Here is a 26,287-nt window from a genome sequence, read left to right on the forward strand (position 1 = left end):
AAACAGATGAGAAAAATATTAGTACTACTATTTAGTTTAATTATTAATTTTACCGTTGCAGGTCAAATATTTAACCCTGTTAAATGGGAAACTAAAGTAGAAAAGATATCAGCCTCAAAATATAAATTAATTACAGAAGCTACGATCAAGCCAGATTGGAGCTTATATTCTCAAAAAGTACCTAGTGGAGGCCCAATACCAACTACATTTACGTATGATGATAATGGAGGTAGCCTCAAATTATTAGGAAATACTAAAGAGCCAAAAGGTAAAATAAAGTTTACCACGCTTTTTAATGAAGAGGGAATGAATATTAAAACATTTACCTATAAAGCTGTTTTTGAACAAAATATTAAATTACTTGATGCTGATATAAAAAAAATTAATGCTTTTGTAGAGTTTATAGCTTGTACCGATGAGCAGTGCCTACCTCCAAAAGAAATCGATTTAGTGTTTGATTTGAGTACTGCAATATTAAAAAAAGAAGCCACTTCTCATGTAGTTAAATCAATAGATAACACAAAAAATAAAGATAAAAAAGGAATGATAGCAATCTTTTTTATTGCTTTTTTATCAGGATTTGCAGCATTGTTAACACCTTGTGTTTTTCCAATGATTCCTATGACCGTAAGCTTTTTTACAAAACAAAGTAAAAGTAAAGCTCAGGGGATTAAAAATGCAATTATTTATGGAGTATCAATAATAGGGATATATGTATTGTTAGGAACGGTAGTAACCGGACTTTTTGGAGCAGATGCCTTAAATGCGTTATCAACAAATGTTTGGTTTAATGTTGCTTTCTTTTTAATATTAGTAATTTTTGCAGTATCTTTTTTAGGTGCTTTTGAAATAACCTTACCAAGTTCATGGGCTACTAAAGTAGATGATCAGGCTGATAAAGGTGGTTTAATCGGTATCTTTTTTATGGCTTTGGCTTTAGCAATTGTATCATTTTCTTGTACAGGGCCAATTGTAGGTACATTATTAGTAGAGTCAGCATCAAAAGGAGGTATTGCTCCTATTATAGGTATGTTAGGTTTTTCATCAGCAATAGCATTGCCATTTGCATTATTTGCAATGTTTCCGGGGTGGTTAAATTCATTACCAAAATCGGGCGGATGGTTAAATACAGTAAAAGTAGTTTTAGGATTTTTAGAATTAGCATTAGCTTTTAAGTTTTTATCAAATGCCGATTTAGTTTTACAATTACACTTATTTGAAAGAGAAGTTTTTATTGCTATTTGGATAGCTATATTCGGAGCCTTAGCATTATATTTATTAGGTAAAATTCAATTACCTCATGATGGGCCTCAAAATCATATTTCAGTAGGGCGATTGTTTTTAGGCTTAATTGTAGGAGCTTTTACCGTATATATGTTACCAGGTTTATGGGGAGCACCTTTAAACTTAATTAGTGCTTTTCCACCACCACAACATTATAGTGAATCTCCATACGGAGTAGGGTTTGCAAAAAATAATACTCAAATTATTTCAAGTACTAATTCAGAAAAAACTCATACAGATTTGCCAGAAGGTGCACATTTAATGCCACCTCATGATATTATTTCTTTTCATGATTATGATAAAGGATTGGCGTATGCAAAAAAAGTAGGAAAGCCAGTAATGATAGATTTTACGGGTCATGCTTGTGTAAATTGTAGAAAAATGGAACAAAATGTTTGGGTAAAACCAAATGTGTTAAATGTGTTAAAAAATAAAGTAGTTTTAGTTTCTTTGTATGTTGATGATAAAAGAAAATTGAAAGATGATGAGGTTATCGAATCTAAATTAAATCCAGGAAAGAAATTAAAATATATAGGTCAAAAATGGAGCGAATTACAAACCATAAAATATAAAGCAAACTCGCAGCCCTTTTATGTATTAATGGGACACGATGAAGCAAATTTAATTGCTCCAGCATCTTACACACCAGATGCTAATGAATATTTTAATTGGTTAGAAAAAGGAATTTCAAATTTTAATAAATAGTTAAATTAACTTTTAAATGCTTTTTATATTTAGCCAAGTACGATTTGTTATACTGAATTTATATAAGTATTGCATATGGTTAATAGATGCAAGCTGAAATAAATTTAGTTGATGGATTTATTTCTATTGAAATAATATTTATTAAAACGATTCAAAAAAAAACACTTTAGAAACTTCTAAAGTGTTTTTTTGAATAATATTATCTTTTAATTTTATGAGTGTAGATAAAACACACATATAAGCTGATTTTAATTATTTTAAAGGATATAATTTCACATCCTTTCCTAACCAAGCTTGTAATTTTTCATAAATTTTTTGTTGATCTTCGTTAGAAAAATCTTTAATTCTAGTCGCATGAGAACCACCTTCTAAAACCATTTTTAACGCATCAACGCCTTCTTTTGGTGTTGGTCCACAAGCACCCCAAGGGTCATAAGCTCCCTGAATATATAAGATATTAGTTCCTTTTGTTTCAATATAATTTCTGATTTCTTTAATGTATTCAGGATTATACGTTAAATCTACATTTTTAGGAGCAAATCTACTATTGCTAGAGTTTTTAACAACTTTTAATAAATCTTTTACAGGTTCTAAATCGAAGCCATAATATCCTAATTCTCTCATGTGCTGATAAAAAGAAGGCAAAAGTTTATTGAATCCTGCATCATTATAAACATAAAAACCAGAAATTTTATTTAAATAGTTGAATAATTCTTCTGCTGAAGCATCTTTTGAAGGTAGATCTTCACATTTTCCGCTTCCCCATTGCCAGAAAGAAAAAGGAAATTCTAAAACAGCATATTCTAACGCTTCTTCTTGAGAAAGTTCTGTAAAGTTCATTTTTTTAGTTTCAGCATGTGTTGCTAATAAGGCTAAAACTTCTTTTCTGTTATTTAAAACGGCTCTTTGAAAAGTTTTAATATCAGCTCTACATTCGTCGCTACCAACCGAATTGATTAAATCATTGGTTCTTGGGTCTTCTAATCCGTTAATTAACGGTGCAACATACGGCACGGCAACATCAATATCTTTTGGATATTTAGCTTTATAAATTAAGGTCGTTTCTCCTCCTTTACTAATTCCTGATGATAACCATTTACCAGCATATACGCTTTTTAATTTGGTAACAATTTTATGATAATCTTCAATAGCATTATCGTTTGTTAAATATTTCCAAGGAATAGAATCAGGTCTTGATTTTCCATACATTCTGTATTCTACAATTACTTGATTAGATTTGAATACTTTACTTAATTCGGTCGTTCTATTTCTAGAATCATACCCATCGGTAATTAATACTGTTGGACTGTTGTAATCGGCATGCGAAACATACATGTAATGGTCAAAAGTTCCTTCCGAAGGATTTTTAGGATTTAAATGTTGTTTTAAAATAACTCGGTAGGCTTCGGTAAAATGATCTTTGGCTTCAATAGAATCTATTTGAGCTTTTGGAAACGTTGTTTGTAATTGTTGTTTAAATGATACGATTTTTTTTTCTGTAGTTGTTTTACATGATGCAAAAACGACTAAAGATACAAGTAGGAATAATTGTAGTTTTTTCACTTTATTAATATTTTTTGATAAAAATACAGGCTTTATGGTGTTTGCTCTGATATTATTTTAACAAGTATATTGCTTATATTGGTATATATGTAGTTAATATGTGGTGGATTGTTTAAAAATAGCTATTTTTAAAAGATGAAAACAATTATCCAAATAGACAGTAATTTTATCGAAAACAACACTAATTTTTCAGAATTAGTTGCTGAATTAAGAACTTCTTTTTCATCAAAAGATACGATGGTTCCTATGCGTCATCATCATGATTTTGCGAATCCAAAAGTAAATGCGGATTCGACCTTATTATTGATGCCAGCTTGGAATCCGAGTAAAGATGCGGGGGTAAAAATAGTAACGGTAAGTCCAGAAAATCAGCAGTTTGATTTGCCTTCTATTAACGGAACGTATATTTATTTAGATGCCACAAAAGGAACTATCAAAGCAATTTTAGAAGCAAAAAGTTTAACAGCAAAACGTACAGCAGCAGCATCTGCTTTGGCATCTTCTTTTTTATCAAGAGAAAATTCATCATCATTATTGATGTTAGGAACAGGATCTTTATCAATTAACTTAATTAAAGCACACGCTTCGGTTCGTCCAATTAAAAATGTATTTATTTGGGGACGTAATTTTAGTAAAGCACAAGCAATTTGTGAAACGCTTAAAAATGAAAGTTTTACAATTACTGCTGTTAAAACTATCGAAGAAAAAATATCCGAAGTTGATATTATATCATCTGCAACGTTGTCAAAAACACCGCTAGTATTAGGGAAATATTTAAAGGCAGGGCAACATGTTGATTTAGTTGGAGCATATAAAAAAGATATGCGTGAGGCAGATAATGAAGTAATTACGAAAGGTTCAGTTTATATTGATACCTATCAAGGAGGATTAAAAGAAAGTGGCGATATCTTAATTCCGTTACAAACAGGCGTTTTAAAAGAAGAAGACATTAATGCAGATTTATTTGAATTATGTTCTGGTGAAAAAACAGGGCGTAAAAATGAAGAAGAAATTACAGTTTTTAAATCGGTAGGACATGCTTTAGAAGATTTAGTAGCGGCGAGTTATTACTATAAAAAACATAAAAATCTGTAAAAATAAGTTGTTAAAATGAGTAAAACATATCAAAATATACTTTCAAATACTGATTTTAAACCCAATAAAGATTGGTTACAAATCAAAACAATTGACATGCATACTGGTGGCGAACCGTTGCGTGTAATTATTGATGGATTTCCTGAATTAAAAGGGAATTCGGTGTTAGATTATAGACGTTATTGTAAAGATAATTTCGATAATTTACGAACCGCTTTAATGTTTGAACCTCGTGGACATCCTGATATGTATGGTTGTATTTTATTGCCTCCCAATGATGATGAAGGAGATTTTGGAATTATATTTCTTCACAATGAAGGTTATTCGACCATGTGCGGTCATGCAATTATTGCCATTTCAACCTTAGCTGTTGAAATGAATTGGATTGATGCAAGAGAAGGTGAAAATATTTTAAAAATTGATGCTCCTTGCGGACGAATTACATCATTTACGAATGTAAAAGATGGCAAAGTAATAGGGGTTCGTTTTCATTGTGTGCCGAGTTTTGTGGTTGGTTTAGATAGAACGGTTGAAGTTGAAGGATTAGGAACTGTTACCTATGATTTAGCTTATGGAGGTGCTTTTTATGCTTATGTCGATATGGCAAAAAACAATTTTAATTTTGATTTAAGTACTAATTCTTATCGTGATTTAATTACTAACGGAATGAAAATTAAACACGCCGTTATGCAAAATGATACTGAAATTACACATCCTTTAGAGGTTGATTTAAGTTTCTTATACGGAACTATTTTTGTTGATAACACGAAACAGCCTTCAGGAAATGATAGTAGAAACGTCTGTATTTTTGCAGAAGGAGAAGTTGATAGGTGTCCAACAGGTTCAGGGGTTTCAGGAAGAATGGCAATTCATAAAAAAAGAAACGAAATTGATTTTAATCAAACAATGAGTATTGAAAGTATTACGGATTCGGTATTTATAGGTTCTGTTGTTTCTGAACAAGATTACGGCTCTTTTAAAGCTGTAATACCACAAGTAGAAGGTACAGCATATATTACAGGAATGCAAACTTTTGTAATCGACCCGAATGACCCAATGAAAGACGGGTTTATTCTTCGATAATATATTCTAAATAAAAAGCTTGTCAATTAATATTGACAAGCTTTTTATTTAGAATATTAAAAAATATTTTGTTAATTTATTTTAGAGTTTGCTTGAATTTCAGTTAAAGGTACAGGAAAATATGAGTGTTTAGATGCACTAAACTCTGACCTTCCTGCAGCTTGCATGGCTTGATCTAACATACCCCATCTTCTCAAATCAAAAAAGCGTACAGATTCTAATGTTAGTTCCATAGTTCTTTCATGAATAATTTGTTTTTTTACATCTTCTTTAGAGGTTATTGTTATTGCAGGCATATTACCATGAATATCTCTTACTTTATTAATAAGATTTATAGCTTCAGGTGTATCTCCAGTTTCATTTAAAGCTTCAGCATACATTAATAATACATCAGCATAACGCATCAATACTACATTAACTCCAACATATGAATTATCATATACATAATTAGGTAACCATTTTCTGAAATAAACGTGGTTTTCATGTATGTTATTATATTGCTTATTCATTAATTCATCCCAAGTATATCCTTGCATTTCATTGGTATTGGTGTCATTAAAAAAATCATCTCTAAAATATACAGAGCTATATAATCTACTATCATAACGACCAGTTGTAGCAATCATTCCTTCACTTTTCATTTCTGTAACAAGAGTTGGGTTAGCTTCGATACCTCCCCATCCACCTAAAGACCAATCACCAACAAAGGCATGTAGTCTTGTGGCGTTCCAAGAATTAGCATCTCCACTTTTAAATTGTAATTCAAAAATAGATTCTTGATTATTTTCGTTTTCACCATTAAATAAACTTAAGAAGTTAGGTTCTAAATTATATGAACCTGCATTACCTTCAACAATTCTTTTAAAACTTAGTGCTGCATTTTCAAAATCACTTATTTCAGAAGATGTTGCATCTCCAGCTTTATAAAGGTATGCTTTTCCTAAGTACGCCAAGGCAGCTCCTTTAGTAGCTCTACCAGGCTGTGTGTTTTCTGTAACATTTAACATTAATTCAGCATCTTGAAAATCTTTAATAATTACTTTCCAAGCATCTTGTCTTGTAGATAACTCTTTGTCTATTGTTTCTTGAGATATTAATTGAGTTCTTGTTATTATTTTTTCAAATAATGTTAATAATTTAAAATGATAATAACCTCTTAAAAAGGTAGCTTCACCAATAATCTGTTTTTTTTCCTTAGCTGAAATTTGTCCAGCATTCATTTGATTTACTTTGGTAATTACTTGATTAGAAAAGTTTAAACCTTTATAGTTTGTAGCCCAAAGTATATTTAAAAATGTATGACCATTTGTGTAATTATAGTTAAAAATAGACATCCAGTGGCTATAATTAGAGGCATCAGGTCCAGGTAAGCTATAATCTGATCTAAAATATTCTACAACAGGTCTTCCTTCTTGCCACCCATCCCAAAAGTTACTTCTAGCTTCTAGTTCTGAATAAGCAGCTGTTAATCCAGATTGTGCATCTTCTGCATTTCTCCAAAACGAAGCAGATGTTAATTGATCTGGTGATTCTTGTTCAATGAAAGATTCATCATTACAAGCAATTGTTGTAATTATAAAAAAGAAAGTTAAAATTATTTTATATATATTTTTCATTGTTTTAATTTTAAAATTGAAATTGTACTCCTAAAATAAAAGATTTATATTTTGGGTATAAAGACCTATCAATACCTCTAGATAAAATATTACCTCCAACTTCAGGGTCTAAACCATTATAATCAGTAAGTGTAAATAAATTTTGGCCTGTAACATACACTCTCAATTTATCTATTTCTAATTTATTTAATACTTCTTCAGGTAGTGTATAGCCTAATTGAATTGTTTTAATTCTTAGATAGTCTCCATTCTCAAGAAAACGTGTAGAAGCTCTATTATTTTGGTTAGGGTCGCCTAAGATTGCTCTAGGTACAGAGGTATTTGTGTTTAAAGGAGTCCAAGCTTTTAAAGCTTCTGCTTCAAAGTTTCTTCCACTATCTAAGCCTAAAGATTCAAAATTATTGCCATTATATATTTTATTTCCTCCAACTCCTTGAAAGAAAATATTTAAATCTATTCCCTTATAATCAGCAGATAAATTTAAACTATACTCAAATTTAGGAATTGCTGTACCACTATATACTTCATCTTCGCTATTAATAACACCATCTTCATTTTGATCTATAAAACGAATATCACCTGGTTCAGCAGATGGTTGTAATGTTCCATTAGGATCATGAGTATCTATTTCTGCTTGACTTTGAAAAATACCATCAGCTACAGGTAAAAAGTAAGCTCCTGGTTCATATCCAATTTTTGTTTGATTTACAAAATGATCAGATCCAAATTTTAATCCATCTCCATATAATACTTGATCATTACTACTAAGTTTTGTTACTTCACTGTTGATTGTTGTAAAAGTTGCAAAAGCGGCATAATTTATTTTATTATTTCGATTAGTGTATCCTAATTCAAGCTCAAGTCCTTTGTTTACAAATTCTCCTACATTAACAACAGGCCTTTCTATACCGGCAGATATGGGTACAATTTTAGTGATTAATAAGTCTTCAGTAGAAGTGTTATAGTAATTTACAGAGCCTTTAAGGGAGTTATTTAGAACGGAGAAATCTATTCCGAAATTTGTAGATGTATTGGTTTCCCATTGTAAATTATCATTTTGTAAGGTTCTAGCAATACCTCCTTGATAAGAATTCTGAGGATTTCCAAAAACATAACCACCATTATGTTGACTCTTTCCTTGAGAAATTAACGCAACAAAATCATAATATCCTAAGGCACTATCATTACCTGCTTGCCCCCAACTGAAACGTAGTTTTAAGAAGTTGATGAATTTTTGGTTTTGCATAAATTTTTCTTCAGTAATTTTCCACCCTAAAGCTACAGAAGGAAAGTCTCCATATTTATTGTTTTTTCCAAACTTAGAGCTTCCATCTCTACGAATACTAGCTTGAAATAAATACTTATTATCATATGAATAATTTATTCTACCAAACTGTGAAACTAAACGATATTCTGCATTTGTACCGCTTGCAAAATAAGTACCATCATTAAAAGCGTTTAATGTATTAAAATTAGGGTCTAAAATAGTTGCAGGTATTTTATTATCATCATCATCTAGTTTATAACCTTCTGCTTGCCCGTATGTTTCTTTAAAAGGTTCAGAAATTTTTTGATATCCAGCTAATAGATTAAAATTATTTTTACCAAGAGCTAGTTTATAATTTAATGTATATTCTTGATTTATTCTTCTAAACTCATTATTATATTCAGATACAAAAGCAAATTCATTTTCTTGCTCTTGTACATCTCTTACTCTAAAGGCTTGATGAAAGTTATAAGTATAATTTGTTAAATTAGATACAGAGTAATTAGCTTTAGCTGTTAAATTATTAAAAAGCTCATAGCTTATATTTACACTTCCTAGAAAGTATTTTAATTTAGTATAACTATTTTTAAAATGATTTTCTCCAATAGGGTTTCTATGGTCAGGTATGTCTCCATCTCTATAACCATATCCAGATTGTTTAGTACTATCAAATACAGGGATTAATGGAGATATTTGAAAAGTTTCTCTCAAAGAAAATTTCTCATTTTCTCTATATGTTTCACTATAATTTAAACTTGTATTTACTTTAAATTTATCTTTTGTAAAGCCTACATTAGCATAGACTCCTTTTTTAGTAAACATTGATCCAATAAGTACACCCTTTTCATCAGCATGGCTAGCACCTACGCTATAATTAAAATTGTCAGAAGCTCCACTCATTCTTACATTTAATAAGTTTAATTGACCATCTTTATGTGTTTGATCTATCCAGTTAGTGTTAACTGCAGGCGGGGTAGTTACATATTGAGGTAAAGTAACACCTGCATTTTCATACATTTGTTTATGTACATTAATATATCCATTTGCATCTAATAATTTTATTTTTTTTCTAGCAGTATTAATGCTAATAGATGATTCAATTTCTATTTTAGACTTTCCAACTTTCCCTTTTTTAGTAGTAATTAAAACAACTCCATTAGCGGCTCTAGTTCCATAAATGGCTCCAGATGCAGCATCTTTTAAAACTTCAATTGATGCGATATTTTTTGCATCAATAAAATAAGGGTCAGCTTGTATACCATCTATTATATATAATGGTTGATTATTTCCGAAACTACCAAGACCTCTAATTACAATATCAGCACCAGCCCCAGGACTACCAGAAGAAGACGTTACGGTAACTCCAGAAATACGACCTTGTAAAGCATCAGTAGGGTTTGTGGTAACGACTTTATTAAGTTCTTCTGTTTTTATTTGTCCTATTGCTCCAGTTACATCGCTTTTCTTTTGAGTACCGTAACCAACAACAATAATTTCGTCAAGATTTTCATCATCTTCAAGTAAAGTAATATTAATTGTTTTTTTATCTTTAATGGTAATTTCTTTAGTTATAAATCCTAAAAAATTAAAAATTAAAATATTATTAGGTTTAGCTTTGATGCTATAATTACCATTTAAATCTGTTTGAACACCAGTAGCTGTGCCTTTAATAATAACAGAAGTTCCTGGAAGAGAAAAACCACTTTTATCAATTACTTTACCATTTATAATATTTTCTTGAGCTATTAATTTAGAAGGGTAACTTATAAAAAAATAAATGAGTAGTGTTAAAAACGAAAGTTTAATCGTTTTACCATTTTTGAGAGTTTTTTTTTGATTCATATGTAATGGTTTATTAATTATGTTTTAATTCTAATTAAAAAGATAATTACTTTAGTAAAGTATAATACGTTTATTAGAACTCTAAAGTCCAAATGTACAGGGAATTAAAAAACAAATACAACTAGTAGCTATTAGTTTGTATTTTTTAGATGTTTAGTATATGTTTGTAATATTACTATTATTTGAATTGAGTAATAAATTATAAAATTATTTCTCTCACTTATTTTAGTGCAAAAAAAATATAGGATTTAAAACTTTATTTAGATAAATTAATATAAATATCATTTTTATGATAAATGAGTTGTTCTAACTCAGATAATAAAAAGTATTACAATCCTCAGAATCTATATATTTTAAAAAATTATTATTTACAAACAAAATATGATTAAACAGATACAAATATCGTTAGTGAGCTTATTTATTATTTTGTTAAGTTGTAAGCATAAGTCTAAAAATAATTTAAGTAATATAAAAACAACTCAGCATATTAATTTGCTTAATTATGCTTTTACACCTAAACATAAATTTGATAAAAATGGATTAATGTTTTCTGATCAAGGAGCATGGTTTGGGTATAGTTTTCCTGATACTACAAATATTACTGGTTTTTCAGGCCCTTTTTTAATGACACAACAAAATGGTATTTGGAGTAGCTCTTCATTAACCAATATGGTTATTAAAAACACTAATTTTAAATTAAATGATACGAAAAGTTATAATAGCCATTTAGAGCAACTTTTTTCATCAGAAAAATTAGAGTTAAAACAACAATTAGTTTTTTTATCAGGGCATACAGCTATTATAAAATCAATATTAAAAAACAACAGTACTTTACCACAAACAATTAACTACAGTTTTAAAAATGAAAATTTATTAGCTGACGGATTAAAATTGTCAGTAAAGGGTAATAATTTAACAATTAAATCAGCTTTAACAGATGCTGTTGGTCATGTTATTTTTCCTGAAGATGTGCTTTTAACAGCATCAACAGATAGTACTTATATTTCAGATGAAATACAAATAGTATTAAAGCCAAATGAAACTAAAGAGTTTACAATTTCTCAAAGTTTTATTTTTAAAGAATATTCATGGTTAAAAGAGCAAGAAAAAATTATTACTTCAAATTTTGACACTGTTTTAAAAGATAGAAAATTAGAAAAAAGCAAAGAGTTAGAGTCGTTAATAGAAAATAGAAAAATCCAGTTTAATTACCATAAATATGAAGAGGTTTTAGCAAAAGCTCAGTTAACTTTACAAAATAATTGGAGAATTGCAGCAGGAGAATTGAAAGATGAAGGATTGTTTCCAAGTTATCATTATAAATGGTTTCATGGTTTTTGGTCTTGGGATTCTTGGAAACACGCTGTTGGTTTATCATATTATAATACTGATTTAGCTAAAAAACAAATGAGAGTTATGTTTAACTTTCAAAATGAAGATGGTTTTATTGTAGATTGTGTTTACAGAGATACTTTAATTGAAAAACATAATTATCGTGATACAAAACCTCCACTTTCTGCATGGGCAATCGCTAAAATTTATAAAAAAGATAAAGATATTTCTTTTGTAAAAGAGTTTTACCCGAAGTTAAAAAAATATCATCAATGGTGGTATAATAAACGTGACCATGATAAAGATGGTTTATGCGAGTATGGTTCTACAGATGGAAGTGTAATAGCTGCAAAGTGGGAGAGTGGAATGGATAATGCAATTCGTTTTGACAATTCTAAAATTTTAAAAAATAGTGAAGGAGCTTATTCAATAGACCAAGAATCGGTAGATTTAAATGCCTATTTATATGCTGAAAAAATATTTTTATCAGAATTAGCAACTATTTTAGAAAACAAAAAAGAGGCTGACAATTTTAAAAAAGAAGCTGAAAAATTAAAAGTTATTATTCAAACACAATTTTATGATCCTATTGATGGTTGGTTTTATGATACTACTTTAGATGGAAAAAAGTTTATTAAAGGAGAAGGAAGTGAAGGTTGGACAGCACTTTGGGCAAATGCAGCAACACAAGAACAAGCAGAAGCTGTTAAAAATAAAATGATGGATCCTAAGAAATTTTTCACAAAAGTACCTTTTCAAACTATGAGTGCCGATCACGAAAAATTCAATCCTTTAAAAGGATATTGGCGTGGTCCTAATTGGTTAGATCAAGCTTATTTTGGTGTAAAAGGTTTACGTAATTATGGTTTTGATAAAGAAGCTGATAAAGCAACTATTCAAATTTTAAAAGGAGCTGAAGGTGTTCTTGGAAAAGGAAAATCAATTAGAGAAAATTACCACCCTTTAACAGGAAAAGGATTAAATGCTGAAAATTTTAGCTGGAGTGCAGCACATATAATTATGTTATTACAAAAAGATTAAATGGACTATAATCAAATAAAAATATCGATTCAACAAGCGGAAGAAATTCTTTCGAAAACCTATAATATTAAAGGTGTTGCATCTGAGTTACCTGGTGAATTAGATTTTAACTTTAGAATTAAAGTGCCAAATTCTGAAGGATATATCTTGAAAATTTCTCGTCCGAATGAGGATGAAAATTATCTAGATTTTCAACAGAAATTATTACAATATGTAGCTAATAATGAAAAAAATATTATAGCTCCAAAAGTAATTGAAGATATTAATGGAGAAGTAATTTCTACCATAACTGATACTTTTGGAAAGGCTCGTAAAGTGCGTTTATTAACATGGATTTCTGGTAGAGTTTGGTCATCTGTAAACCCTCAATTAGATAGTTTGCGTTTTAGTTTAGGTGAACAATGTGGATTGTTAACTAAAGCCTTACATGGTTTTAATCATCCAGAGGCAAACAGAGAATTTGTATGGGACGTAGCGCAATCACTTTGGACTTTAAAACATATTGATTTATTTGAAAATCAAGAAAAAGAAATTATAACTTATTTTCAAAAACAGTTTGAAAGTAATAAAACAAATTATGATTCTTTAAGAAAATCGGTAGTTCATAATGATGCAAATGATAACAATGTTATTGTATCAAAAGAGCTGGTAAACCCAACGGTAAAAGCCGCTATTGATTATGGTGATGCTATTTATACACAAATAATTAATGATGTTGCCATTGCTTGTGCATATGCTGTTATGAATCATAATGATCCGTTAGAGGCGGCGTTGAGTTTTGTAAAAGGATATCATCAAAATTTTCCTTTAGAAGAAAAGGAACTTTCACATTTGTACAATGCAATTGCGATGCGATTGGTAATTTCGGTTACAAAATCGGCAATTAATAAAATTGAAGAGCCTAATAATAAGTATTTACTGATAAGTGAAAAACCTGCTTGGGAAGTACTTAAAAAATGGCGTGAAATTCATCCTGATTTTGCGGAATATAATTTTAGAGATGTTTGTGGTTTTACAGCACATCCAAATGAAAAAAAGTTTGAAAATTGGAGTTCAAAAAATAATTTTCAAGTAGAAGAGATATTTCCAACAGTTGAAAATAAAGTCATTTTTCCTATTGACTTAAGTGTTTCTAGTAAATGGCTTGGTCATGAAAAAGAATTTAATGATGTAGATTTCTTTCAATTTAAAATTAATCAATTACAGAAAGAAAACCCTACAAAAATTATAGCTGGTGGTTATTTAGAGCCAAGAGCTTTTTATAATTCAACTTCTTACGAAAAGGTAGGTAATAAAGGAAAAGAAAGCAGAACTATTCATTTAGGAACTGATTTTTGGTTATCAAAAAATACACCTGTTCACGCTATTTTAGATGGTGAAGTTGTTATCGCTACAAATGATAAAGGCGATAAAAATTATGGAGGGTTATTAGTTTTAAAACATCAAGTTGAAGATTTTGAGTTTTATACTTTATATGGTCATAATTCGATAGAAAGTATAAAAAATCATAAAATAGGGGATACTATTTTAAAAGGTGATAAAATTGCTGAACTTGGTGATAGTTCTGAAAATGGAAATTGGGTTCCTCATTTACATTTTCAAGTATTATTATCATTATTTGATTTTACAACAGATTATCCAGGTGTTGCATATATAAATCAAATTGATGTTTGGAAAAGTATTTGTCCTAATCCAAATTTACTATTTAAGTCAGAAGAATTAGTAGATAAAAATTCGATATCAAATAATGATTTAATCAAGTATCGAAAACAACATTTAGGAAAAAGTTTAAGTCTGCAATACAAAACACCTATAAAAATGGTGCGTGGAGCAGGGCAGTATTTAATGGATCAGTTTGGAAATAAATATTTAGATACTGTAAATAATGTTGCACATGTTGGTCATGAAAATTATAATGTTGTAAAAGCAGGACAGCAACAAATGAGTTTAATTAATACAAACTCACGCTATTTACACGAAAATATCAATGAATTAGCCAAAGAATTAATCGAAACATTACCACCAGAATTAAATGTGTTACATTTTGTAAATTCAGGAAGTGAGGCAAATGAGTTGGCCATTAGAATGACAAAAGCTGTTACAGGCGAAAGAGATATTATTGCTAGTGAAATTGGTTATCACGGAAATGCGAACATGTGTATTGATATTTCATCATATAAATTTGATGGAAATGGTGGAAGTGGTGCGCCAGAACATACTCAAATTTTTCCTTTAGTAGATACTTTTAGAGGTAAATACAGAGGTGAAAATACGGCTGATAAATATGCAGATGAAGTTCAAAAATGTATTGATACTATTCAAGAAAAAGGACGTAATGTAGGTGCTTTTATTATAGAACCAATTATTAGTTGTGGTGGTCAGGTAGAATTACCAACAGGTTTTTTATCTAAAGCATATCAAAAAATTAGAAAAGTAGGTGGACTTTGTATTTCTGATGAAGTGCAAACAGGTTGCGGACGAATGGGGAAAACTTTTTGGGGTTTTCAATTGCACGATGTTGTTCCTGATATTGTAACAATTGGTAAGCCTTTAGGAAACGGACATCCAATAGCTGCTGTAGCTTGTACTCAAAAAGTTGCCGATGCCTTTGCAAATGGTATGGAATACTTTAATACTTTTGGAGGGAATCCTGTTTCATGTGCTATTGCAACCGAAGTAATTCGAACCGTAAAAAGAGAAAAATTACAAGAAAATGCACTTGAAGTAGGTAATTATTTAAAATCAGCATTAAAAGAGCTTTCTAAGGAATTTCCAATTATTGGAGATGTAAGAGGACAAGGACTTTTCTTAGGAGTTGAGTTAGTTGATTCTTCATTAAATCCATTAGCTGCTCAAGCAGATTACTTGGCAGCACGTATGAAAGACCATGGTATTTTAATGAGTACTGATGGAGCAGATCATAATGTGTTAAAAATTAAACCACCGATTGTTTTTACAAAAGAAAATGCTGAAGAAGTAATTTTCTACATGAAAAAAATAATAACGGAAGATTTTATGAAAGTTAGTTTATGAGAAAAATAATACAAAGTATCGTTCTTTTATTGATTGTTAGTTGTAATAAAACTCCTTTAAAAGAAGTTGGTATTCAAAAGAATCATTATAATCATCAAATTTTTGAAGAAAATAAATTAGCACCTAGAGCTTCTTTTTTTACTTTTGAAAATTCAGAAATTTCTGATAAAGAAAATTCAAATCGCTTTTTAAATTTAAATGGCGATTGGAAATTTAATTGGGTTAAAGACCCTAAAAAACGTCCGACAACATTTCAAAATATCGAGTATAATGATACGGATTGGAAAACAATTGCTGTTCCTGCCAATTGGGAAACGGAAGGTTATGGACATCCTATTTATTTAGATGAACGTTATCCTTTTACCACAAAATGGCCAGATGCTCCTACGGATTACAATCCTGTTGGAACGTATCGTAAAGAAATAAATTTAACCAAAGAATATTTATCAGAAAATATTCTTCTTCATTTTGCAGGTGCTAAATCGGCAATGTATGTATATATCAATGGAAAATATGTTGGATATTCTCAAGGAAGTAAAACACCTGCCGAGTTTGATATAACATCATATTTATCCGAAGGAAAAAATGTAATTGCTTTACAGATGTTTCGTTGGTCTGATGCTAGTTATTTAGAAAGTCAGGATATGTTACGTATGAGTGGAATTGAACGAGATGTGTATTTATATTCAAGACCAAAAATTTTTATTTCTGATTATCACGCTAAAACTACTTTAGATGATTCTTATAAAAATGGAATTTTTAAAGGTACTTTTTCTGTAACAAACTCGACTGATAAAGAAGTTACTAAAGAGGTTACTATTTCTTTATCCGAAGAATTTAAAATAGTTAAAAAAATAACTGTTCCTGCTAAATCAACAGCTGATTTTATTGTAGAGGAAACGGTTGAAAATGTAAAATCTTGGTCGGCTGAAATTCCAAATTTATATGATTTACATATTGCTTTGGATGCGAATCAGTTTATTAAAAAATCAATAGGTTTTAAACGTGTTGAAATAAAAGAATCGCAAGTGTTAATTAACGGTAAACCGATTTATATTAGAGGTGTTAATCGACATGAAACCGATCCGCATACAGGACATGTAGTTTCAAGAGCATCAATGGAAAAAGATATTCAATTGATGAAACAAAACAATATTAATGCGGTGCGTTCTTCTCATTATCCTAATGATCCATATTGGTTAGATTTATGTGATAAATATGGTTTGTATGTTGTGGATGAAGCAAATATTGAAAGTCACCCGTTGGCAATAGATAAAAAAACTCAAATAGGAAATGAAATGAGTTGGTTGCCTGCTCACATGATGCGTACAAAACGTATGTATTATAGAGATAGAAATCACGTTGCTATTTATTCTTGGTCATTAGGAAATGAAGCAGGAGAGGGCGATGTTTTTAAAACCACTTATAAATGGTTAAAAGCGCAAGATAATAATAGAATTGTTCAATACGAACCAGCTCAAAAAGAAGATTATACAGATTTGTATTGTCCAATGTATCCAAAGCCTGAATATTTAATAAAGCATGGTAAATCAAATTCTGATAAGCCTTCTATTATGATTGAATATGCGCATGCAATGGGTAATTCAGTAGGTAATTTACAAGATTATTGGAATATTATAGAAAAATATGACAACTTACAAGGTGGTTTTATTTGGGATTGGGTAGATCAAAGTTTAGAATATAAAGATGAAAATGGAAAACCATATTTAGCGTACGGACACGATTTTCATCCAGATTTACCAACCGATGGGAACTTTTTAAATAATGGATTGGTAGATCCTTACAGAAATCCGCATCCTCATTTATCAGAAGTAAAAAAAGTATATCAACCTGTAAAATTTAGTTTGGTAAATAATAGTACTATTAAAGTTACTAATAAAAACTTTTTTGCAGATTTTTCAGATAAAAATTTTAAATGGAAGTTATTAAAAGATGGTAAAACTATTGATAGTTTAGCAAATATTCATTTGGATATTAAGGCACAAGAAACCTTAAATTGGAATCTTAAAAAGAATTTAAGTTCTTTTAATGATGCATCAGAATATATTCTTGAAGTAAATTTGGTGCAAAAAAATACTACAAAAATGATTTCTAAAGGATATGAAATTGCTTGGAGTCAGTTTGTTTTACAAAAAGGAAGTACTACAAAAACATCAAAAGTTACAACGAAAGTTAAGGCTTTAAATGAAAAGTTAACGATTAAAGAAGATACTGCTTATCGTTTTAAGAATAGTTATACTGATTTAAAAATCGATAAAAAAACAGGTGAAATAATTTCATGGTTATCAAATGATAAAGAAATTACCAATAAACCTATTAAATTAAATTTTTGGAGACCACCTACAGATAATGATTTAGGAAATGGAATGAATAAATGGGCGAAGGTTTGGCAAGATGCAACTTATAATTATACCGCAATTTTAAGCGAAAAACCAAAAGAAGTTTCAAACGGAATAAGCTATAAAGTGAACTATAAATTACCAAATAATGAAGCTACTGTTGTTGTAAAATATACGTTGTCTTTTAATGGTAATTTAAAATTAGATTATTCGTTTACACCTAATAAATCTGAACTTCCTAATATTCCTCGTTTAGGAATGTATTTAAGTATCAATAATGATTTTAAAGAAGTTTCTTGGTATGGAAGAGGTCCTGAAGAAAGTTATTGGGATAGAAAGTCAGGGCAGAAATTAGGGATATATTCTGGTAATATTAAAGATCAATTTCATGCATTTCCTCGACCACAAGAAACAGGAAACAAAACAGAAGTTCGTTGGATGGAAGTTTCATCAACAGCACTGAATTTAAAAGTTCTTGGAGAAGATTTATTAAATGCTAGTGTTTGGCCATTTAATATGAAAGAACTAGATTTTATTGCTAGTGATGCAGAACAATCAGCTTCAGGATTGGTACCAGTGACTAAAAAACATGGTGCAGATATTAAAATAGGGGATACTGTTCAATGGAATATTGATTTACAACAAATGGGAGTAGGAGGAGATACTTCTTGGGGTAGGTTAGTTCATAAAGAATATACAATTCCTGCAAATAAAAAATATAAGTATTCATTTACTATTGAGCCAACAAAGAATTAAATAGTAAATTAATTATAGTAAACAACTAAAAAAAGCAACTCATATGAGTTGCTTTTTTTATGATATAAATATTATTTTGAAACTCCAAAAGGATCTTCAATAGAGTGCATTGGCTCTGTAAACCATTTAGGGCCACTTTCAGTCATATAAATATGATCTTCATGTCTTATTCCAAATTTATTAGGAACACAAATCATAGGTTCATTACTAAAAGTCATACCTTGTTTTATAACTGTTTTGTCGTTTCTAACAATGTAAGGCCATTCGTGAATATCTAAACCTATTCCGTGTCCTGTTCTATGAGGTAAACCAGGTAAATCATAATCAGGACCAAGCTTATGAGATTCTAAAACTTTTCTAGAAGCATCATCAATATCAGCACATACATTACCTAATTGCGCTGCGTCAAAAGCTGCTTGTTGCGTTTCTTTTTCTATACTCCAAATTGATTTTTGTAAGTCATCAGCCTCTCCAAAAATATAAGTTCTAGTAATATCTGAAATATAATTATGTATTTGGCAGCCAGTATCAACTAGTACAATTTCATTTTCTTCTAAATTTTTAGGTGTTTTTACACCATGCGGAAATGAAGAGTCAACACCAAATAAGACAATACAAAAGTAAGATCCAGCTGTAGCCCCATATTTAATATGAGCTTCATGTATAAAGTCTTCTATTTCTTTTGCTGAAATTCCAACTCTTAAAATACGAGCAACTGCCTTTTGAACTTCTAAAGTAATATCCATAGCTAATTGCATAATAGCAATTTCAGCTTCAGATTTAATCATTCTACATCCAGCTGTTATTGATTTTGCATTTTCTAAACTATATGAAGTCGCCACTTTAGTAATTCCATCAATAACAAAAAATGGTGTAGCTTCATCCATTAAAATAGCACCTGTAACTACATTATTACTTTGTAATATTTTAACAAAAAGTTTGTAAGGACTTTCATGTTCTTCCCAGCAATTAACTTCTCCGTTTATTAACATAAAATCTAAAATAGTTCCTTTTTCAAATCTAGGAGCTATAAAATGAAGATCTCCATTTTGAAATAAAAGAGCACCTACCATTCGTTCACTTGAACTCCATTTCATTCCTGTAAAATAAAACAAATTGGTTCCAGCATGTAAGTACATTGCTTGCTTATTTTGATCTTTCATCATTAAGCAAGCTTTATCTATTCTTGATTGAAATTCTTCTTTTTGAATAGGTTTAACAAGGTGAGCTTTTGGAGTTATTGCATTTAATTCTGCCTCTATTGTAGAGCCTCCAATTCCGAATGTATTCATCTAGTATTTTTTTAATTATTCATTAATGCTTCAATATCCTTAATTTCAATAGGCATTGCAGCTGTTAAATTGATGTTCCCATCTTCTGTAATTAGATAATCATCTTCTAATCTACAGCCAATGCCTTCTTCAGGAATATAAATACCTGGTTCACAAGTTAACACCATTCCTTTTTCAAAAGGACGAGAATATAAACCTACATCATGTACGTCTAAACCTAAATAATGGGCTGTTCCATGCATAAAGTATTTTTTATATAATGGTTTTTCAGGATCTTGTTTAGCAACATCATCAGCATTTAATAAATTTAATTTTATTAATTCAGCTTCAACTAATCCTGCCATATTTTTTTCGTAAACACTTGGTAAAACACCAGGTTTAATCATTTTACTGCCTTCTTTTAAACAATGTAATACTGATGAATAAACAGCAGCTTGTCTTTCAGAAAATTTTCCGTTTACAGGAAAACAACGTGTAGTGTCGCTATTGTAGTTTCCATAGCAAATTCCAAAATCAAGTAAAATCATTTCGCCATCATTACAAACCGAGTCGTTTGTATTGTAGTGTAATGCACAAGCATTTTTACCAGAAGCAATAATTGGTTTAAATGCATGGTGTGAAGAACCTGTTTTTACTAAATTATAAGCTAATTCAGCCTCTAACTCATATTCTTTTACGCCAGGTTTACAGGCTTTTAAAACACTTTCAAAAGAGTTAACACTTATATTAGAAGCCTTTTGTATTAAGTCGTATTCTATTTTTGATTTTACAGGTCGTAAATCACGTGTAATTTTTGCAGCTCTATAATAATCATGTAATGGGTATTTTTGTTTACACCATTTGATCATTCTATCTTGTTTTGTTTCTTGATTATTGGTAACACGTTTAGCGTGCTCGTTATGACCTAAGTAAAAACCATCAGCTTCAAAAGCCATGTATTGTAAAAATAATTCAAAGTCTTTATCCCATTCAACTCTTGAAACTCCAGAAATATTCTCAGCTTGTTCTTTTGTTAATTTTTCACCATCCCAAATTTTAATAAGCTCACTTGTTTCTTTAATAAACAACATAGCTTTATTTTCTTTTTTCAAAGCATCAGGATATAACACTAAAATAGTGTCTTCTTGATCGATACCTGAAAGATAAAAAAGATCATTATTTTGAGTAAACCCCATAACATCATCGGCATTGTGATGTTTAACATCGTTAGATGTTAAAATAGCTATGGTGTTAGGTTTCATTTGAGCAATGAATTTTTTTCTGTTTTCTATAAATAAAGAATTGTCAATTTGATCGTAACGCATATTTTCTTATGGATGTATTTAATTAATTTTTACGTGCTTTTAATATCAAGATTATGAATATCTTTCTACATGAAAAGGACGTAGATCTAAACTTGTTTTTTTATCAGAAATAATTTCCGAAACTAATTTACCAGTTGCAGGGCCTAAACTCCATCCCATCATTGCATGACCAGTAGCAATAGTTACGTTTTTAACTTTCGATAAACGACCAATATATGGTAATCCATCAGGAGAACATGGTCTTAAACCACAAGCAACATCATCTATTTCTTTTTGATCAATTTTTAAACCTTCGTAAAATCTTTCACTTGCTCTTGCAATAGCATCTACTCTTACACGATTGATATTACTATTTATTTTATCTACTTCCATTGTACCTGCAAAACGAGTAAAACCATTCATTGGTGTTACAGCAACTTTTGCTTCCATTAAAATGGCAGGTATTGTAATTCCTGTATCTTGAGATACATTAATTCGATATCCTTTACCAGCCTGAATTGGTACGGTAGTGTTTAATTTTTTAACTAAAATTTGAGACCAAGAACCTGTAGCAACAACAATTTCATCTGCTGTTACTTCTTGTTTATTTGTTTTTATAGAGCTTACTTTATCGCCTTTTACATTGATATCTAATACCTCTTCATTAGCATATATAGTAACACCCTTTTTTTCTAAGTAAGCTTTTAATTGTGGCATAAATTCATTCGGAGTCATATGTGCATCTGAATGATAATATACAGCTCCTTTAATATTTAAACCCGCATTAGGCTCTAGCTTTAAAACTTGTTCTTTGGTTAAATTTTCAACTTTTAAACCTTCCTGAATAGCACGTTTACCCGTTTTCCATTCTTCTTCACCAGCTTTATCAGTTTGGTAACACATTAACAAACCTTTGTGTTGATAAAAGAAATCAAAATCATTAGAGTTTTTTATATCTTGATATAATTCTCTACTTAATACATTAATATCTTTTATGGTTTTAATAGCGCTTTCTACCTTTTCTTTGGTTGATGCTTTTTTAAATAACCAAGTCCATTTTAAAAAATCATAATCTAAACGAGGCTTTACTGAAAAAGGACTTTTTGAGTCGAACATCCATTTTATACCCTTGTTTATCATTCCCGGAGCAGCCAAAGAAATAATATGACTAGGAGTTATATACCCTGCGTTTACATATGATGCACCACTTGAAAAATCTGATTTATCAATTACGGTAATTTTGTGTCCTTCCTTTTGAAGGTAATAAGCTGAACATAAGCCTATAATTCCTCCACCAATAATTACTATTTCTTTTGACATTTAATATGTTTTTAAACTTACTCTTTTGTAATTTTATCTACGGTTATAACTCTAAAAGTATTAGCATTTATAGTAATTTTAATGTTATACTTTTTATTAGTGATGTAGAAATTTTTACCTTTTTTTTTGTAGTGCTCTAAAGCTGTTTCTTTTAGTGCTTTTTTAATAAGAACTTCACTTTCAGATTCAGAAAAAGCTATACCAAGTTTTTTATTTATCCGAAGATAAACAAGCTTGGTATAGCAATGATTTTTTATGATTTCTATTTTATTTACTTCCAATAATTTAGATTACTTGAAATCCGTGAGCATAAGGATCATCTTGATCATCAATAATAATATTATTGTAACCAAAAACTTTTGCCCAACCTTGTATACTTGGTATAATTGCTGGTTCTCCGTTTAAAGTAGTTTCTTCTTCAACACGACCAATAAATTTACTTCCGATAAAACTTTCGTGAATAAATTCTTCTTTTAATTTAAGTTTTCCTTTAGCATGTAACTGTGCTAATCTGGCAGATGTACCTGTTCCACAAGGACTTCTATCAATGGCTTTATCACCGTAAAAAACGGCATTTCTACCTGAAGAGGTTGGGTCAATTGGGTTACCTGTCCACAACATATGCGTTACATCTCTAATAGTATCATTTTCTGGATGAATAAACATATCAGGATATTTCTCATTAATACGGTCTCTTACCACCTGAGAATATTGTATAATTTTACTAGCAGTAAAATCGTGTACTCCAGAAAAGTTTTTTTGAGGATCTACAATAGCATAGTAATTACCGCCATATGCAACATCAAAAGTAATTTCACCAAGTTCAGGGCAATCAATTGTTAAGTTTTCAGCAGCCAGGTAGCTTTTTACATTGGTTAATCTAACCCAGTCTACTTTTTTACCAGTTTGTCCGTACTCTATGTTAACCAAACCGGCTGGAGCTTCCATTTTAATTTTTCCTGGAACTTTAGGAGTTACTAAACCTTCTTCAATGGCAATTGTAATTGTACCAATAGTTCCGTGACCACACATTGGTAAACAACCAGAAGTTTCAATAAATAAAATTCCAAAATCATTATCAGGGTTATGAGGTGGAAATAAAATACTACCACTCATCATATCATGCCCACGTGGTTCAAACATTAAGCCTTTACGAATCCAGTCATAATCTTTTAAAAAATGCTGGCGTTTTTCACTCATATTTGCTCCAATTAAATTCGGACCTCCACCTGCAACTACTCTTACAGGATTTCCACAAGTATGTGCATCAACACAAAAAAATGTTTTTCTCATAATAAATTGAATAGCCAGCTTGTATTCTTTCATAGAAAAAACCCTTCAAAATTTCTTTAATTAAGAAAACGAAGCTGGCATAGTTTTCAATTTCTTTAGTGTGACAAAATTAAGGTTCCTTAATGTTTAGCTATCTAAAGAAAGTGTTAATTTTTATTTAATTATTTATTTTTTTGTTAGTTTTAAGGTAACAAAAGGTAAATTTATTTCTATCTCTTCAATTCACTAGGTAATAACTCAGTTGGCCAGTCTTGGTAGCTAAATGGTCTAATCCATCTTTTAATAGCACCTAAGCCTACTGCTGTAAATCTAGAGTCAGATGAAGCAGGGTATGGTCCACCATGAGTCATTGATTCACAAACTTCTACACCTGTTGGTACTCCATTAAAAATAATTCTACCTACTTTAGCTTGTAAGGCATCTGTTACTGCAGGCAAAGCATCAAAATCTTCTTTTTCAGCCAAAACAGTACCTGTTAGTTGACCTTCTAAGCTATTAATTACTTTTATTAATTCTTCCTGATCTTTTGCTTTTACAACTAAAGAGAAAGGACCAAAAACTTCAGTGTGCATTTTAGGGTTCTCTAAAAAATCAGCTCCTGATACTGCACATATAGTTGATGCTGCAAAATTAGTGTCAATACCTTCCGAAACCTTGCCTACAACTTCAACTCCTGGTTGAGAAGTAACAACTTCAGCATTAGATACAAAACCGTCTTTAATATTTGGGTGTAACATACATTGCGGTGCAATTGCTACCGTTTTTTCTGCTAAATCTTTAATAAACGTATCTGTTTTATCACCAGCAATTGTTAGTAATAAACCAGGGTTAGTACAAAATTGACCTGTTCCTACAGTTATTGAGCCAGCATAAGTACTTGCAGTTTCTTCTGCTTTATTTTTAATTACATTAGGCATAACTATAACAGGGTTAATACTTCCCATTTCAGCAAATACAGGAATTGGTTCATCTCTTTGAGCTCCTAAATTATAAAGTGCTCTACCGCCTGCAATACTTCCAGTAAAACCAACTGCTTTTACTTTTGGGTGCTTTACTAATGCGCTACCAACAACTCTTCCGCTACCTGTAATATTTGAAAATACACCATTTGGCATTCCTGTTTTTTCTGCAGCTTTAATAATAGCTGAAGCTACTAATTCACCAGTTCCAGAGTGCATTGCGTGAGATTTTACAATTACTGGGCAACCTGATGCTAATGCACTAGCTGTATCTCCACCAGCAGTTGAAAATGCTAATGGAAAATTACTTGCTGCAAATACAACAACAGGACCTAAAGGAATTGAAGTTTTTCTAATGTCTGATTTAGGTAATGGTTGTCTTGTTGGAATTGCTTCATCAATAGTAACGCTTCTCCATTCATCTTTTAAAATTAAATCAGCAAAAGCTCTTAATTGACCAACGGTTCTACCTCTTTCTCCTTGTGCTCTTCCTTCTGGTAAGCCCGATTCTAACATATACATGTCTGTAAGCTCAGTATCTAAAGCTAAAATTTCATCTGCTATTGCATTTAAAAATTCAGCTCTTTTTTCACCAGAAACTTTACGATATATTTTAAATGCACTATCAGCTAATTCTACAGCTTCATTTACTTCCTCTAAAGTTGCCTGGTAAAAAGGTGTAGGGTTTTGTACGTTTAACTTTGGGTTTATTGTTTTATGCGTAGTTGTTCCTGCCGCTTTTAATTGATTTCCAATATAATTTTTTCCTGTAATCATTAAGTTTTAGTTTTTAAATGTACAATGACGTTAATATGTATTATGTTACTTTTTTTATTTAATTATCGTCTTTTAAACAATCGTTTAAAGGTACATAAAATATTTATAATTTTATAGTTAGTATTTTGTTAAATGATGCATTGCACTGCCTTAAAATAAGGTGATGATTTGTAATAGTTTATTGTAATTATTTAATATTTTTTAATCTTAAATAAAGATTAAAATGATGATTTTAATCTAGTTAAGCTTTATATTTTTTTGTATTCTGATAATGTAGGTCTAGTTACTAAGCTTTCTGTAATAATTGTTAATACATTTAAAAGTAAACAAGGTTTATGTACATTTTTATTACTAATACCAATAGCAACTTCTACTGATTTAATATT

At 30.2% G+C, this 26,287-nt stretch carries 15 protein-coding genes; 6 read left to right on the plus strand and 9 right to left on the minus strand.

Features of this window, described 5'->3' with window-relative positions; all coding sequences use genetic code 11:
- Positions 1-6 precede the first annotated feature (6 nt).
- Positions 7-1,989 carry a protein-disulfide reductase DsbD family protein gene (locus ACN5J4_RS08910; protein ID WP_418649654.1) on the plus strand — a complete coding sequence of 661 codons (1,983 nt, stop codon included), beginning with the start codon at positions 7-9 and terminating at the stop codon, positions 1,987-1,989.
- Positions 1,990-2,241: 252 nt separating this feature from the next.
- Here the strand turns inward: ACN5J4_RS08910 and ACN5J4_RS08915 are convergent, their stop codons facing one another.
- A complete protein-coding gene (locus tag ACN5J4_RS08915; protein ID WP_418649655.1) occupies positions 2,242-3,552 on the minus strand; it encodes a S28 family serine protease in 1,311 nt (436 codons plus the stop codon).
- 135 nt (positions 3,553-3,687) lie between these two features.
- On the opposite strand from ACN5J4_RS08915, the gene ACN5J4_RS08920 reads away from it, so the two are divergent.
- Together ACN5J4_RS08920 and ACN5J4_RS08925 are read left to right on the plus strand one after the other, a co-directional pair.
- Entirely contained in the window at positions 3,688-4,647 is a 960-nt protein-coding gene (locus ACN5J4_RS08920; protein ID WP_418649656.1) for an ornithine cyclodeaminase family protein, read from the plus strand.
- 15 nt (positions 4,648-4,662) lie between these two features.
- The gene (locus tag ACN5J4_RS08925; protein WP_418649657.1) at positions 4,663-5,730 is read left to right on the plus strand and encodes a proline racemase family protein; all 1,068 of its coding nucleotides are present in this window, start codon (positions 4,663-4,665) and stop codon (positions 5,728-5,730) included.
- Positions 5,731-5,801: 71 nt separating this feature from the next.
- On the opposite strand, the gene ACN5J4_RS08930 is transcribed toward ACN5J4_RS08925, so the two are convergent.
- Positions 5,802-7,346 carry a RagB/SusD family nutrient uptake outer membrane protein gene (locus ACN5J4_RS08930; RefSeq protein WP_418649658.1) on the minus strand — a complete coding sequence of 515 codons (1,545 nt, stop codon included), beginning with the start codon at positions 7,344-7,346 and terminating at the stop codon, positions 5,802-5,804.
- 10 nt (positions 7,347-7,356) lie between these two features.
- Positions 7,357-10,455: a SusC/RagA family TonB-linked outer membrane protein gene (locus ACN5J4_RS08935; protein ID WP_418649659.1), complete on the minus strand. Its 3,099-nt coding sequence runs from the start codon at positions 10,453-10,455 to the stop codon at positions 7,357-7,359.
- A 381-nt stretch (positions 10,456-10,836) separates the two neighbouring features.
- Here ACN5J4_RS08935 and ACN5J4_RS08940 point away from each other — a divergent pair, with 381 nt between their 5' ends.
- The 3 genes from ACN5J4_RS08940 to ACN5J4_RS08950 are packed head-to-tail and all read left to right on the plus strand — an operon-like array spanning position 10,837 to position 18,977.
- A complete protein-coding gene (locus ACN5J4_RS08940; RefSeq protein WP_418649660.1) occupies positions 10,837-12,828 on the plus strand; it encodes an MGH1-like glycoside hydrolase domain-containing protein in 1,992 nt (663 codons plus the stop codon).
- On the plus strand, positions 12,829-15,861 hold the full coding sequence (locus ACN5J4_RS08945; protein WP_418649661.1) for an aminotransferase class III-fold pyridoxal phosphate-dependent enzyme: 3,033 nt from the start codon (positions 12,829-12,831) through the stop codon (positions 15,859-15,861).
- Entirely contained in the window at positions 15,858-18,977 is a 3,120-nt protein-coding gene (locus tag ACN5J4_RS08950; protein WP_418649662.1) for a glycoside hydrolase family 2 TIM barrel-domain containing protein, read from the plus strand. The genes ACN5J4_RS08945 and ACN5J4_RS08950 overlap by 4 nt, the downstream gene beginning before the upstream one ends.
- A gap of 71 nt (positions 18,978-19,048) precedes the next feature.
- Here ACN5J4_RS08950 and ACN5J4_RS08955 read toward each other — a convergent pair whose 3' ends face one another.
- From ACN5J4_RS08955 to ACN5J4_RS08980, 6 genes are all read right to left on the minus strand, one after another.
- A complete protein-coding gene (locus tag ACN5J4_RS08955; protein ID WP_418649663.1) occupies positions 19,049-20,269 on the minus strand; it encodes a M24 family metallopeptidase in 1,221 nt (406 codons plus the stop codon).
- A gap of 11 nt (positions 20,270-20,280) precedes the next feature.
- Complete coding sequence (locus ACN5J4_RS08960) at positions 20,281-21,573, minus strand: aminopeptidase P family protein (RefSeq protein ID WP_418649664.1); 1,293 nt, start codon at positions 21,571-21,573, stop codon at positions 20,281-20,283.
- A 51-nt stretch (positions 21,574-21,624) separates the two neighbouring features.
- Entirely contained in the window at positions 21,625-22,872 is a 1,248-nt protein-coding gene (locus tag ACN5J4_RS08965) for an NAD(P)/FAD-dependent oxidoreductase (RefSeq protein WP_418649665.1), read from the minus strand.
- A 17-nt stretch (positions 22,873-22,889) separates the two neighbouring features.
- On the minus strand, positions 22,890-23,153 hold the full coding sequence (locus ACN5J4_RS08970) for a DUF3781 domain-containing protein (RefSeq protein ID WP_418649666.1): 264 nt from the start codon (positions 23,151-23,153) through the stop codon (positions 22,890-22,892).
- A 4-nt stretch (positions 23,154-23,157) separates the two neighbouring features.
- Entirely contained in the window at positions 23,158-24,168 is a 1,011-nt protein-coding gene (locus ACN5J4_RS08975) for a 4-hydroxyproline epimerase (RefSeq protein ID WP_418651158.1), read from the minus strand.
- Positions 24,169-24,374: 206 nt separating this feature from the next.
- A complete protein-coding gene (locus tag ACN5J4_RS08980; RefSeq protein WP_418649667.1) occupies positions 24,375-25,901 on the minus strand; it encodes an aldehyde dehydrogenase (NADP(+)) in 1,527 nt (508 codons plus the stop codon).
- Positions 25,902-26,287: the final 386 nt, after the last annotated feature.

Origin of the sequence: Tenacibaculum aestuariivivum (assembly GCF_964507685.1) — a bacterium.
Classification (GTDB): domain Bacteria; phylum Bacteroidota; class Bacteroidia; order Flavobacteriales; family Flavobacteriaceae; genus Polaribacter; species Polaribacter aestuariivivum.